Genomic DNA, 13,037 nt, shown 5'->3' on the forward strand with positions numbered 1-13,037 from the left:
TAGCATCTAGCTTACATTTTGCTCGAAACCCTTTCATACAAGGGATTAAGCTGCTTTATTACATCATGCCTGGCATGCCGCCACCCATGCCGCTCATGTCTGGTGCGCCGCCACCGTCATTTTCGCTTGGAATGTCAGCTACGACCGCTTCAGTTGATAGGAACATCGCGGCTACGGATGATGCGTTTTGGAGGGCTGAACGGGTTACTTTCGTTGGGTCAACGATGCCGTTATCAACCATGTTCATCCATTCGCCTGATGCAGCATTGAATCCAACGCCAACGTCTTGGCCTTTCAGACGTTCAACAACGATTGAGCCTTCAAGTCCAGCGTTGTGTGCAATTTGGCGAACCGGTTCTTCTAATGCGCGTAGCACGATGCTTGCGCCTGTTGCTTCGTCACCTTCTAAGTCAAGATCAGCGACTTTACTGTAGATGTTCACAAAGGCTGTTCCACCACCAGCGACGATGCCTTCTTCAACGGCTGCGCGTGTTGAGTTAAGGGCGTCTTCAATGCGTAGTTTCTTCTCTTTCATTTCAGTTTCGGTTGCCGCACCGACTTTGATCACTGCAACACCGCCTGCTAGTTTTGCTAGGCGTTCTTGTAGTTTTTCTTTATCGAAATCAGATGTTGTTTCTTCTAATTGTGCGCGTAATTGGTTAACGCGTGCCGCTAGTTTGTCGTTGTCACCAGCGCCTTCGACGATTGTTGTGTTGTCTTTCGTCACCACAACTTTAGATGCGCGACCTAATTGATCGATTGTTGCGCTCTTCAGATCTAGACCTAAGTCTTCTGTGATGACTTCAGCGCCTGTTAACGTTGCGATGTCTTCAAGCATCGCTTTACGACGATCACCGAATCCTGGCGCTTTAACTGCAACGGCATTGAATGTACCGCGTAGTTTGTTGACGACTAATGTTGCAAGTGCTTCACCTTCAACATCATCTGCAATGATAAGTACTGGCTTACTTTGTTGAACGACTTGTTCTAGCACTGGTAGCACTTCTTGAATGTTTTGGATCTTCTTATCGGTAATAAGGATATACGGATCTTCTAATTCCGCTTCCATTTTATCTTGATCAGTCACCATGTAAGGAGATGCATAACCACGGTCAAACTGCATACCTTCAACGACTTCTAGTTCTGTGTTGAAACCTTTAGATTCTTCGATTGTGATAACACCGTCGTTACCTACGCGCTCCATCGCTTCAGCAATAAGTGAGCCCACTTCTTCATCCGCTGCTGAAATGGATGCAACTTGTGAAATTGATTCGCGGCCTTCGATTGGGTTTGAAATTTTCGCAAGTTCATTTGTCGCAAGTTCAGTCGCTTTTTCGATACCGCGACGAATGCCCACTGGGTTTGCACCTGATGTCACGTTTTTCAGACCTTCACGGATCATTGCTTGGGCAAGAACCGTTGCCGTTGTCGTACCGTCACCAGCGATTTCGTTTGTCTTCGATGCTACCTCTGATACGAGCTGTGCACCCATGTTTTCAAAGTGGTCTTCTAATTCGATCTCTTTCGCAATTGTTACACCGTCGTTTGTAATAAGTGGTGAACCGAATTGTTTATCTAATACAACATTACGTCCTTTTGGTCCTAATGTCACTTTCACAGCGTTTGCTAATGTATCAACACCGTTAAGCATTGAGTTACGTGCGTTTTCACTAAACTTAATTTCTTTAGCCATGATCATAACCTCCTTGAATAATTAAACATTGAATCGTTTGCTTTATTGAACGACTGCTAAAATGTCGTTTTCGCGTAAAACTAAGTATTCTTTGCCGTCTTTCTCGACTTCTGTGCCAGCGAATTTCGAATAGATGATACGATCGCCTTCGCTAACTTCTAACGCAATCTTCTCACCGTTATCTGTCACGCGGCCTGTGCCGACAGCAACGACTTTACCTTCCTGTGGTTTTTCCTTAGCTGAATCTGGTAGGACAATGCCTCCTGCTGTTGTCGCCTCCTCCTCAACTAATTCGACAATAACGCGATCTCCTAGTGGTTTTAACATGATCAAGACCTCCTCTAAATTAATGATGGAATCTGTTTATTAGCACTCGAATTAGTCGAGTGCTAAATCCACTTATTATAATAATGAATCACGAAAAAATTTGCAAGTAAAAACATTAAAATTTTTGTTTCTTCTAACTTATTAGTATAGAATAACGTTTAGATAGAAAAATCATGACATCAGAAACGGGAAAGGATCGATTATCGTGCCAAGACGTTATTGGGGAATACTGATTATATATTTAGCTGCACAATTATTACCGAGTCTTATTTTAGGGTTTGTCTATCAACCGGACCTTCCCCCACAAAATGTGTTGATCTTATCAACCATTGTGAGTATGTCAATTGCGACGATTTGGATTATTAGTTTATTACGGCATGAGATGGCGTCGTTAAATCATCGGAGTGGACTAGGAACAGGAGAAATTGTTAAATGGTCCATTATCGGTGTCGTGTTGGCATATGGGACTCAAATTGTCGCTAACGTGATTAATATTTATGTATTAGGTATTGAACAAGGGTCACAAAACACACAAGATATTATACAAATTATCGAAAGCAACGTATGGTTTATTTTATTACCGATTGTGTTCGCACCGATTTTAGAGGAAATTGTGTTTCGTAAAATTTTATTCGGTGAAATTTATAAACGGACGAACTTTGTGATAGCTGGTCTGCTATCAGCTTTTATTTTCGCCGCGATGCACTTCGACTTCACATTTATCTTAACGTACACAGCGATGGGCTTTGCGTTTGCGTACCTTTATGTCAAAACAGAGCGCATTATTGTCCCGATCATTGCCCATATGGCGATGAATACATTTGTCGTGATGATTCAATTAAGTGTGGACATTGACGACTTAGAACGACAACTAGAAGATATGCAAAATGCATTAATGATTTTCTTTGGAGGATAGGACATGAAGATTTCACCAATTATATTAGCTTGGGTTTATATATTCATGGGCGTCTTGTTCGTCTATTTAGCGATTGAAACAGCGGATCAAACGATTTGGAATGCCGGAACACTTTTATTCGCGTTTATTGCAGCGATTGATTTCGGCGTGGCGATTCGATTATTCGGCGTCAACCAAGCGATGAAAAAACAATAAACTAATTTTACCGTCATACATGATTGTATGGCGGTTTTTTAATGGCATTGATGCATAATGCTTGTCACATTGGAATACATTGAAGTAACCTTTTATACCATGAAATAAATCAAATTTTTCAAAATAGTATTGTCGAATTTGTGAATTTTCTTTATGATATTGTTATGAAGGTTAATAGATTAATAAGGGAGGAATACGATGGAAGAGCGAATTATTAGCTTTTTAGAAGCGATTAGTGACTTCGTCTGGGGTCCTTGGACGCTCACCTTATTGGTTGGGACAGGGATTTTCCTCACGTTTCGACTCGGCTTCTTACAGTTCAAAACATTACCTTACGCATTGAAATTATCATTTAGTCCTAAAAAGCAAGACAAGAAATCAGAGGGTGACATCTCTCACTTTCAATCGTTAACGACGGCGCTCGCCGCGACGATTGGTACCGGTAATATCGCCGGTGTTGCAACAGCCGTTGTCGCAGGTGGTCCTGGTGCGGTGTTATGGATGTGGATCTCCGCCCTATTCGGTATGGCAACGAAATACGCTGAGGCGATTTTGGCTGTTAAATACCGTGAGAAAGATCCAAATGGCAATATGTCAGGCGGTCCGATGTACTATATCGAAAAAGGTCTGAACATGAAATGGCTTGCCGTGTTGTTTGCATTTTTCGGTGCGGTCGCTGCCTTTGGTATCGGGAATATGGTACAGTCGAACTCTGTGTCAGATGCGCTTGATACAACATTTGATGTTCCGTTTATTGTAACGGGTATTGTATTAACGGTGTTAGCTGGTCTCGTGATCTTAGGTGGTATTAAGAGTATCGGACGAGTTACCGCTTATATCGTGCCGTTTATGGCTTTGTTTTATGTCATTGGTGGATTAATCATTTTATTCTCTAATTTAAGTATGGCAGGCGAAGCTGTTGCGCTTATTTTCACAGATGCATTCACTGGACAAGCGGTTGCTGGTGGTGCACTCGGTGCCGTCATTCGTTGGGGTGTTGCTCGTGGGGTATTCTCTAACGAAGCTGGTCTCGGTTCTGCACCGATTGCTGCGGCGGCTGCGCGTACTGACTACCCTGGCCGTCAAGCGTTAGTTTCCATGACGCAAGTATTTATTGATACGATTGTCGTTTGTTCGATTACAGGTATTACGATTGTCATGGCTGATATGTATATCGGCGGCGAAAAAGGCGCTAGCTTAACATCACAATCCTTTGAAGCTTTCTTAGGGCCAACAGGTTCGATGATTGTTTCACTCGGTCTCGTATTCTTTGCTTTCTCAACGATTCTCGGTTGGTCTTACTACGGTGAGAAATGCTTCGGTTACTTAACGAAACATAAAGGCTTGAACATTTACCGTGTTCTCTTTATCGCCCTCATTTTCGTCGGAGCTGTTGTGAAGCTCGATGTTGTATGGGCATTCGCTGACGTGATGAACGGGCTTATGGCTGTACCAAACTTAATCGGCTTACTCCTCCTCTCTGGTGTTGTTGTAAATGAGACACGTAAGTTTATCAAAGTGAAACAACAAGAAGAAGCAAGTGAACAATCCTAAATAATAAGCAGAAGCAAGTGAACAATCCTAAATAATAAGCAGAAGCAAGTGAACAATCCTAAATAATAAGCAGAAGGCACTGACAGCGGTCAGTGCCTTTTATTTTGATCCACTTTTCACTTATCTTGACTCAACTATAGAAATGCTTGAATCACATTGAGATGGGCTTGCATCAAACTCGTAACCTCTTGACTCACTTTTCAAAACGCTTGATTCAAAGATCAATCGGCTTGATGCAATCTGGATCATTATGCTTCGGACTGTTCACATATGTGCTGACAACGTCATACGTTAACGGTAAATCTGGCTGCGCATACAACCATTCTTTCATATCAGTCGGATTTTTCGCTTCGAAATCGATCCACTCTTGCTCGCTATTAGCTGGAAGCATGACAGGCATGCGGTGATGGATCTCAGCCATGTCACGATTCGCTTCCTTCGTTAAAATCGTACACGTCACTTTTTCCCCCGCTTCAGTCTGCCAGCGGTCCCAAAGGCCTGCAAACGTAAACAGCTCTTGATCAGGTGAATAAATTCGCACAGGCTGTTTAGCACCGTCAATCGTCATCCATTCGTAAAAGCTATCCGCAACGATTAAGCAACGGCGCTTTGACAACAGTTTTTTGTAACTAGGTTTTTCCTCCGCGGTTTCGAGTCTGGCGTTGATCATGTTGTGTCGCATCGATTCATCCTTAGCCCAGGACGGAATAAGCCCCCAACTCATTGGGCCGATGCGATTTTGCTCACCGTCACTCACCACAGCGATCACATCTTGTGTCGGGGCAACATTGTAACTCGGCTCCCACGCAATCTGACCGTCCGCTTGATACAACTTTTTCACCGTATCGGGTCCTACCGTTAACGTAAATCGTCCACACACTACGCTTCCTCCTCGTCGACACCTTTCATTTTATACGCGGCAGGTATCGCAAACGCAATAATCACACCTGCAACAATAAAGGCTTCATTTAATGCTTGTAAGGTCGCTTCTTGCGTTGACATATGATCGAGTAACATCATATGACCGCGCCTTAACTCGTAATAAACTGAGAAAAAGACGATCCCGAGCGATGATGAGAATTGGCGGATTAAATTGTTCATCGCTGAGCCTTGCGCGACTAAGTTTTCCGGAATCTTATTCATACCAGCTGTGGTCGCTGGCATATTCCCAAAGCCAAGGCCTGCTCCGTGAATCGCTTGAATGACGAAAATCACCCAAATCGCCGTCGACAATTCGACGAAACCGTACGCAAAACTGGATAACGACAAAATAATCAAGCCAGTCGGAATCACGAGTTTCGGGCCTTTTTTATCTAAAATTTTACCGCCAACATTCATAAACACGCCGCTTAATAACGAACTCGGAAGGAAAATCAAACCTGTCGTCACTAATCCGAGCATAAACGCTTCTTGAATGAGATATGGGACTAAAAATAGCGTGGAAAACAACCCAATCGACGCGGCAGATGTTACGAATATCGAATAACGATACGTCTTAATTTTAAACACGCGCAACTCTAATAAAGGTTGCTGTTGCCTCAACTCGTGGCGAATAAATAAGCCAATAAACGTAATACCAACTACAAGTAATGCGACGTTTGTGACATTTACCAGTCCATCAATTTCTCGCCCTTGTCCAAGCACGTATAATACCGGACCAACACCAAGTGTGACCATTAAGAATCCTAAGCCATCGAACTTGAGTGATGGATCGGACTCGGTCGTTTTTAAATACTTCGTCGAAAAGAATAAACTTAATAACGCAAACGGAATATTAAATAAGAATAAATAAATCCAATTCAAGTTTTCAGCAATGAGGCCACCAATTGTCGGACCGATCGCTGGGGCAATCATGACTGAAATACCGTACGTCCCGACCGCGAACCCGCGTTCATTTTTCGGAAAGGCATGGAATATAAGCGCCATCGCATTCGGCAACATTAAACCACCCGCAACCCCTTGTACCGCACGAGAACTAATGACCATCTCTAGCGATTGCGATAAAGCGCCGAGAATCGATCCGGTAATAAACAAGCAGACGCCAATAATATAGACTTTCTTCCGCCCGAACCGATCACCTAGAAATCCAGTCAGTGGCATCGTCATTCCCATCGCGATCATAAAAATGGTCAATATCCAACTCACACCGACCGCATCGGAATCGAATATACGCATAAACTCCGGCAACACCGGATTTAACATACTATTATTTAAAATAACCGTAAATGTTCCAAACAAGACGGCTAACACAACTAACCATTTATGTGACACATTACTCATCGTTGTTGGCCCCTTTAATTTTTCGTCTCACGAACTATTGTACTTGTTTACACGATGATTGGAAAGGTCGCTCATTCATTTTTTAAAAAGTAAATCAGCGACTGCAGTTCGACTGAGAGATCGATATGCCTCACCCGGACATCGTCAGGTACCGATAAGCGAGCAGGCGTGAAGTTTAAGATCCCTTCGATACCTGTATTTACCAATCGTTCGGTTACTTCATCAGCCGCATGCATCGGTACGGTTAAGATCGCGACATTAATATTCGTCCGCTTCAGTTCTGACTCTAAATCATTCACACTAAAAATCGGCACCCCGCCAATGGTTGTGCCTACTTTATCATCATTTGTATCAAATGCGATTTCAATCTTCGTGTTGTTGTTTTTGATAAAATTATAATTGAGTAATGCTGTGCCTAGATTCCCTACTCCGACGAGTGCGACATGGGCAATTTCATCTTGGTCAAGTACTTTACGAAACACATAAATTAAATGCTCGATATCATAGCCGTACCCTTTACGGCCAAGCTCGCCAAAATAGGAAAAGTCTTTGCGAATGGTGGCTGAATCCACTTTAACGGCGTCACTTAATTCTTTTGACGAGATACGTTGCTTCCCTTGTTGTTGCATTGAATTTAAATGGCGATAATAAAGCGGCAACCGTTTCGCTGTTGCTTTCGGTATCTTCTGGTCTACCATCGTTTTAGAATCTCCTTTTTTGAAAACGATTTAAAAACGTCATGCATTGCTTTATAGTAAGACTATACGATAAACTAGGTCACGTTGAGGTGAATACCATGATAGTGATGCAATTAAATAATATCGGCAAGTCATTTGGTGCTGATACTATTCTATCGAAAATTAAATTAGAAGTACATCATCGTGACCGAATCGCGATTGTCGGCCGTAATGGAGCCGGGAAATCGACGATCCTGCAAATTATGGCAGGCGAAGCGTCCTACGATGAAGGAGAAATATACAAACCGAAAGATGTCTCGATTGGCTATCTCGCGCAACATTCAGGCCTTAGTTCATCCGAAACGATCTGGAATGAAATGTTGTCGGTTTTTAAAGAAACCGTTGCTCGTGAAAAAGAATTACGCGAATTAGAAGGCCAGATGGCGAACCCAGATGTTTTCGCTGATGATGAGTCGTATCAACAATTACTGACGACTTATGATCAAAAACAAAACGAATTCCAAGCAATGGGTGGCTTTCAATACGAAGCTGACATTAAATCGGTTTTACAAGGCTTGAATTTCGGCGAATTCGATTATCAAACGCCGATCAATGATTTAAGTGGTGGGCAAAAGACACGCCTGGCACTCGGGAAATTATTACTAGCAAAACCCGACGTGCTTATATTAGACGAGCCGACGAACCATCTCGACATTGACACGCTCAATTGGCTCGAGAATTACTTAAACAGTTATGATGGTGCTGTCGTCATCGTGTCGCACGACCGTTATTTCTTAGACCAAACTGTCAACGTCGTCTATGAAGTCGCGTTTCAATCATCGAAGCGTTATAACGGCAACTACAGTTATTTTCTACAAAAGCGACAAGAAGATTACGAACTGCAAATGAAGCATTTCGAAAAACAACAAAGCGAAATCAAACGACTAGAAGATTTCGTCCAACGTAATATTGCCCGCGATTCGACGAGTAAACGCGCTCAAGCTAGACGGAAACAACTTGAGAAAATGGAGCGCATCGAACGGCCGGATTTAGACGATGCATCGGCGAAATTCAGCTTCGATATTAAACAAAAAAGTGGTAATGACGTCCTTAAAGTTAACCAACTCGAAGCGCGTTATGGCGCGTTAGACGAACCAATTTTCCGTAACGTCACGTTCAGCGTCAATCGCGGCGATCGAATTGCGATCGTCGGGCCGAATGGTGTTGGCAAAACGACCCTCATTCAAGCAATTTTAAAGCGAATGGAATTTGTCGACGGTGAGGTTCAAGTGGGCACGAACGTCGATTTTGGCTATTACGACCAGGAACAGTCGACATTAAATCCATCAAAGACCGCGTTAGACGAACTGTGGGATGACTATCCCCTCATGAATGAGAAAGACGTTCGGACCGTGCTCGGTAATTTCCTATTTACGGGTGAAGATGTGCTTAAAACGGTCGGGATGCTAAGTGGCGGCGAAAAAGCACGTGTGTTGCTCGCTAAACTCATGTTGCAACAAGCGAACGTGTTAATTATGGACGAGCCGACGAACCATTTAGATTTAGACAGTAAAGAAGTTTTAGAAGCGGCGCTGGCTGATTTCCCTGGCACAATCATCTTCGTATCGCACGACCGTTATTTCATTAACCGGATTGCTACTCAAGTACTTGAAATGAATCAACACGGCGTGAAGACATACCTCGGCGATTACGATTATTATTTAGAGAAGAAACAAGAAGAAGCTGAGATTAAAGCTATGGAAGACGCACAAAAACAAGAGGACAATCAAGCTGAACAGACGACGAAATCACAATTCGAACAAGACAAACAAGTTAAACGGGATATTCGTAAGTTAGAACGACGAATTGAAACGATTGAAACGTCGATTCAGGAGCATGAAGAAGTGATCGAGGCTGAGCAGGCGAAAATGAATAATCCTGATCTAGCGGGCGATTATAGTACGCTACAAGATATTAATGACACGATCCAGCATCACCAGGAAGCAATTGATGCATTAATGGAAGAATGGGAAACGCTACAAGAACAATTAGATTCGTATGAAACGAATGTATAACTGGAACCGTTCAATAAGGATGATGGTCACATTATCCACATATTGAACGGTTTTTTTATTTATCAACAGCTCACATCCCCTATAAGACGGGTTTCACACATGATTATACACAATATCCACAGCTTGTGAGTAGTTTATCCCCATTTCCGTCTACTTTTTCACAGCCGAATTTGTCCCTATTCTATAAAAAAGTTCCACAGCTATGTGGATAAGCTGTGGAATCATTACGGCATCATAAGTCCAGGGTTTGCATTTAAATCGAAATCCGCAACATCACCTTGATGATATTGAATCGAAGCCGCTGCCCCGATCATTGCGGCATTATCTGTACACAAATAAAGTGGCGGAATGTGCACAGCAATATCACTATCTGCAAATCGATCACGAAGACGCTTTCGTAATGTTTGGTTCGCTGACACGCCTCCTGCGACAATTAACTGTTTCACCCCATAATCTTGCGCGGCTTGAAATGTTTTATCGACTAACACATCGATCACACTTGCTTGAAATGACGCCGCAATATTAGCCTTATCAATTGATTCACCTTTTTGTCGTTTATGATGTAATGTGTTAATAACGGATGTTTTTAAACCACTGAAACTAAAATCGTAAGACCCTTCTTCTAAATAAGAACGCGGAAACTGATACGTCTCTTCACCTGTTTGGGCTAACTGATCGATTTGTGGCCCTCCTGGATAGGGTAAGTTAAGGGCTTTAGCCACTTTATCATAAGCTTCACCCGCTGCATCATCTCGCGTCTCACCAATCACGTCATACTGTCCGTGTCCATCCATATAAATCAATTCCGTATGACCGCCTGAAACGACTAGAGATAATAGCGGGAACTCAAACGGCTGTTCAAGACGATTCGCATAAATATGTCCAGCAATATGGTGCACACCAATGAGCGGCAAATCATGCGCAAAAGCAATGGCTCTAGCTGCGTTCACGCCTACTAACAGAGCACCGACTAAACCAGGACCTTGCGTCACCGCGACCGCATCTAAATCGTCAAACGACACGTCTGCTTCTGTCATCGCTTGTTCCATCACCACGGTCATTTGTTCAATATGATGACGCGATGCCACTTCAGGAACGACACCACCGAATTTTTCGTGAATATCCATTTGGGTTGCCACAACATTCGATAACAGCGTTGTCCCCCCTTGGACGACAGCGGCTGCCGTTTCATCACAACTCGTTTCAATGGCTAATATCATTTCATTTGCTTCAGTCATTGTAATTTCACCCACATAACATACGCATCTTCATGATCGGGATAATAATTCTCCCGGCGTGCGACAATTTTTAAGCCGAATTTTTGGTACATTTTTTGCGCGACAATATTCGATTGCCTAACTTCTAACGATAATTCCTCAGCACCTGTTTGTCTCGCCAGTTTTAATACATGGCGAAATAACTGTTCACCATAACCATGCCCTCGTTCGCTCGGCAAAATCGCGACATTCGTGATTTGCGCTGTTTCTAATACGATCCAAACACCGCAATACCCAATAATCTGATCATCTTTTTCTAAAACGAGATAGTAGGAAAAACGATTTTTGACTAAATCGACTTCAAAATCATCACGCCTCCAAGGTGCGGCGAACGATGCATGTTCAACCGACATAATATCGTCTAAATCGGTTATTTCCATTTTACGAACACGTACTTCACCCATCGTTATCGTCCCTTTTCTTGTTTCTCCAACCATTTCGCCTCAGCTTCTACCATTCGATGATACTGTGGCGCTAAACTATGAACAGGTATCGGTTCTTCATATAACGCTAAATAACCAAGCATACTCGCCTTCGGATACTGCACCATAGAGTCAACAAACCGCGCTTGATCACCCAATGTTTCACGGATCATACCCGTAAAATCATGTCGTGTTGAACTTGTGAAAATAACTGGCTGATTGATGTTACTTAATTGATCTAGCCAATCTTGCATTGTTCCATTATGATCAGCTTCAATCGTCTCTAATCCTTCAGAAGTCCGTTTATATAAGCCAGTATATACATTCCCACGTCTCGCATCGAAAAACGGAGAAATAAACGTGTCAACATCCGTCACTTGAGCCGCTAACAGCTTCAAACTGGATAGTCCAACAATAGGAATGTTTAGCGACCATGCCATCGATTTAGCCGTCGACATGCCAATGCGAAGCCCTGTATAAGAACCAGGTCCTTCTGCTACCGCGATTTGATTTAAATCAGCCGGTTTTAATTCAGCTTGACCCATTACGTATTGAATGGCTGGCATTAATTGAATTGAATGATTACGTTTCATATTAAGCGTTAATTCCGCCGCTAATACACCGTCTGCTAAAACAGCAACACTTAACGGTTGATTAGACGTATCGATTGCTAAAACATTCATCACTCGAACTCCTCACATAAACGATTAAAACGTTCACCATATGGCGTCAACGTTACACAACGCTCCTGTTCTCCACGCTTCTCAATATAAATAGCTAAACGTTGGTTCGGTAAAAAGTCTTCAATAAATTGCGACCACTCAATTACCGTCACACCATCCGCATCAAAAAAATCGTCAAATCCTATATCTTCATCACTATCTTCTAAACGGTACACGTCCATATGAAACAACGGAAGCCGCCCACGATACTGTTTCACGATCGTATATGTAGGGCTATTGACGGTTCGTTTAACACCTAGCCCTTTTGCTAAGCCTTTTGTGAACGTCGTTTTGCCTGCACCTAAATCACCGTCTAGTGTTAGCACATCATTGGCTTCTAACTGTTCAGCAATCTGCACAGCTAATTCCATTGTCATGTCTTCTGATTGCGTTATAAACTGTTTCATCATAATCACCTTTTATGGACGCTTATCTATTTCATTCATTATAGTCGTATCATAGCAAAAATTATATGATAAAGAAAATGTTCTAATTGTCGGTATAATCTTTTATGTAACACGTATAAAAGACATAAAAAAACCTTGCGAACAACGTCACAAGGTGTAAATGGTCTGAATTTAAATGGCGGTCCGGACGGGACTCGAACCCGCGACCTCCTGCGTGACAGGCAGGCATTCTAACCAACTGAACTACCGGACCATCATTTGATAAATTAATTTGGTTGCGGGGGTAGGATTTGAACCTACGACCTCCGGGTTATGAGCCCGACGAGCTACCAGACTGCTCCACCCCGCGGTATTGACTGATCATCCTAATATACGGATTACAGACTAAATATATTCAGCCCGGCGGCGTCCTACTCTCGCAGGGGAAGAACCCCAACTACCATCGGCGCTAGAGAGCTTAACTGCTGTGTTCGGCATGGGAACAGGTGTGAC

The 13,037-nt window shown here is 42.9% G+C and carries 13 protein-coding genes, 2 tRNA genes and 1 rRNA gene; 4 read left to right on the forward strand and 12 right to left on the reverse strand.

Going from position 1 to position 13,037, the window contains the following annotated elements:
• Nucleotides 1–58: 58 nt before the first annotated feature.
• Together groL and groES are read right to left on the reverse strand one after the other, a co-directional pair.
• Nucleotides 59–1,693 (reverse strand): chaperonin GroEL, encoded by a 1,635-nt coding sequence (gene groL / locus ABID56_RS06615; RefSeq protein ID WP_354219832.1) that lies wholly within the window; start codon nt 1,691–1,693, stop codon nt 59–61.
• 42 nt (nt 1,694–1,735) lie between these two features.
• Entirely contained in the window at nt 1,736–2,020 is a 285-nt protein-coding gene (gene groES / locus ABID56_RS06620) for a co-chaperone GroES (RefSeq protein ID WP_354219833.1), read from the reverse strand.
• 205 nt (nt 2,021–2,225) lie between these two features.
• On the opposite strand from groES, the gene ABID56_RS06625 reads away from it, so the two are divergent.
• The 3 genes from ABID56_RS06625 (at nt 2,226) to ABID56_RS06635 (ending at nt 4,685) form a co-directional block, all read left to right on the forward strand.
• Nucleotides 2,226–2,936, forward strand: coding sequence for a CPBP family intramembrane glutamic endopeptidase (locus ABID56_RS06625; RefSeq protein ID WP_354219834.1), 711 nt, complete (start codon nt 2,226–2,228; stop codon nt 2,934–2,936).
• A 3-nt stretch (nt 2,937–2,939) separates the two neighbouring features.
• On the forward strand, nt 2,940–3,131 hold the full coding sequence (locus ABID56_RS06630; protein WP_354219835.1) for a YdiK family protein: 192 nt from the start codon (nt 2,940–2,942) through the stop codon (nt 3,129–3,131).
• A gap of 198 nt (nt 3,132–3,329) precedes the next feature.
• Complete coding sequence (locus tag ABID56_RS06635) at nt 3,330–4,685, forward strand: alanine/glycine:cation symporter family protein (RefSeq protein ID WP_354219836.1); 1,356 nt, start codon at nt 3,330–3,332, stop codon at nt 4,683–4,685.
• Between the two features lie 214 nt (nt 4,686–4,899).
• On the opposite strand, the gene ABID56_RS06640 is transcribed toward ABID56_RS06635, so the two are convergent.
• The 3 genes from ABID56_RS06640 to ABID56_RS06650 all read right to left on the reverse strand — a co-directional run bounded on the left by ABID56_RS06640 (nt 4,900) and on the right by ABID56_RS06650 (nt 7,663).
• Nucleotides 4,900–5,565 carry an SOS response-associated peptidase gene (locus ABID56_RS06640; RefSeq protein WP_354219837.1) on the reverse strand — a complete coding sequence of 222 codons (666 nt, stop codon included), beginning with the start codon at nt 5,563–5,565 and terminating at the stop codon, nt 4,900–4,902.
• Nucleotides 5,565–6,965 (reverse strand): MDR family MFS transporter, encoded by a 1,401-nt coding sequence (locus tag ABID56_RS06645; protein ID WP_354219838.1) that lies wholly within the window; start codon nt 6,963–6,965, stop codon nt 5,565–5,567. The genes ABID56_RS06640 and ABID56_RS06645 overlap by 1 nt, the downstream gene beginning before the upstream one ends.
• Nucleotides 6,966–7,036: 71 nt before the next feature.
• The gene (locus ABID56_RS06650; RefSeq protein WP_354219839.1) at nt 7,037–7,663 is read right to left on the reverse strand and encodes a redox-sensing transcriptional repressor Rex; all 627 of its coding nucleotides are present in this window, start codon (nt 7,661–7,663) and stop codon (nt 7,037–7,039) included.
• A 98-nt stretch (nt 7,664–7,761) separates the two neighbouring features.
• Between ABID56_RS06650 and ABID56_RS06655 the strand changes: the two genes are divergently transcribed.
• Nucleotides 7,762–9,717, forward strand: coding sequence for an ABC transporter ATP-binding protein (locus tag ABID56_RS06655; protein WP_354219840.1), 1,956 nt, complete (start codon nt 7,762–7,764; stop codon nt 9,715–9,717).
• Between the two features lie 224 nt (nt 9,718–9,941).
• On the opposite strand, the gene tsaD is transcribed toward ABID56_RS06655, so the two are convergent.
• The 7 genes from tsaD to rrf all read right to left on the reverse strand — a co-directional run.
• A complete protein-coding gene (gene tsaD, locus ABID56_RS06660; protein WP_354219841.1) occupies nt 9,942–10,955 on the reverse strand; it encodes a tRNA (adenosine(37)-N6)-threonylcarbamoyltransferase complex transferase subunit TsaD in 1,014 nt (337 codons plus the stop codon).
• The gene (gene rimI / locus ABID56_RS06665; RefSeq protein ID WP_354219842.1) at nt 10,952–11,398 is read right to left on the reverse strand and encodes a ribosomal protein S18-alanine N-acetyltransferase; all 447 of its coding nucleotides are present in this window, start codon (nt 11,396–11,398) and stop codon (nt 10,952–10,954) included. The genes tsaD and rimI overlap by 4 nt, the downstream gene beginning before the upstream one ends.
• A 2-nt stretch (nt 11,399–11,400) precedes the next feature.
• Nucleotides 11,401–12,099: a tRNA (adenosine(37)-N6)-threonylcarbamoyltransferase complex dimerization subunit type 1 TsaB gene (gene tsaB, locus ABID56_RS06670; protein WP_354219843.1), complete on the reverse strand. Its 699-nt coding sequence runs from the start codon at nt 12,097–12,099 to the stop codon at nt 11,401–11,403.
• A complete protein-coding gene (tsaE, locus tag ABID56_RS06675) occupies nt 12,099–12,545 on the reverse strand; it encodes a tRNA (adenosine(37)-N6)-threonylcarbamoyltransferase complex ATPase subunit type 1 TsaE (RefSeq protein WP_354219844.1) in 447 nt (148 codons plus the stop codon). Before tsaE ends, tsaB begins: the two co-directional genes overlap by 1 nt.
• A gap of 176 nt (nt 12,546–12,721) precedes the next feature.
• Nucleotides 12,722–12,798: transfer RNA gene (locus ABID56_RS06680), tRNA-Asp, on the reverse strand.
• 19 nt (nt 12,799–12,817) lie between these two features.
• A tRNA-Met gene (locus ABID56_RS06685) sits at nt 12,818–12,894 on the reverse strand.
• Nucleotides 12,895–12,942: 48 nt separating this feature from the next.
• A 5S ribosomal RNA gene (gene rrf / locus ABID56_RS06690) occupies nt 12,943–13,037 on the reverse strand; the annotation flags it as partial.

The organism is Alkalibacillus flavidus (genome assembly GCF_040545925.1).
Lineage (GTDB): Bacteria > Bacillota > Bacilli > Bacillales > Alkalibacillaceae > Alkalibacillus > Alkalibacillus flavidus.

Bases quoted from the DNA above. Each gene is read 5' to 3' on its own strand.
- groL (WP_354219832.1), bottom strand. From the start codon at position 1,693: ATGGCTAAAGAAATTAAGTTTAGTGAAAACGCACGTAACTCAATGCTT.
- groES (WP_354219833.1), bottom strand. From the start codon at position 2,020: ATGTTAAAACCACTAGGAGATCGCGTTATTGTCGAATTAGTTGAGGAG.
- ABID56_RS06630 (WP_354219835.1), top strand. From the start codon at position 2,940: ATGAAGATTTCACCAATTATATTAGCTTGGGTTTATATATTCATGGGC.
- ABID56_RS06635 (WP_354219836.1), top strand. From the start codon at position 3,330: ATGGAAGAGCGAATTATTAGCTTTTTAGAAGCGATTAGTGACTTCGTC.
- ABID56_RS06645 (WP_354219838.1), bottom strand. From the start codon at position 6,965: ATGAGTAATGTGTCACATAAATGGTTAGTTGTGTTAGCCGTCTTGTTT.
- ABID56_RS06650 (WP_354219839.1), bottom strand. From the start codon at position 7,663: ATGGTAGACCAGAAGATACCGAAAGCAACAGCGAAACGGTTGCCGCTT.
- ABID56_RS06655 (WP_354219840.1), top strand. From the start codon at position 7,762: ATGATAGTGATGCAATTAAATAATATCGGCAAGTCATTTGGTGCTGAT.
- tsaD (WP_354219841.1), bottom strand. From the start codon at position 10,955: ATGACTGAAGCAAATGAAATGATATTAGCCATTGAAACGAGTTGTGAT.
- rimI (WP_354219842.1), bottom strand. From the start codon at position 11,398: ATGGGTGAAGTACGTGTTCGTAAAATGGAAATAACCGATTTAGACGAT.
- tsaB (WP_354219843.1), bottom strand. From the start codon at position 12,099: ATGAATGTTTTAGCAATCGATACGTCTAATCAACCGTTAAGTGTTGCT.
- tsaE (WP_354219844.1), bottom strand. From the start codon at position 12,545: ATGAAACAGTTTATAACGCAATCAGAAGACATGACAATGGAATTAGCT.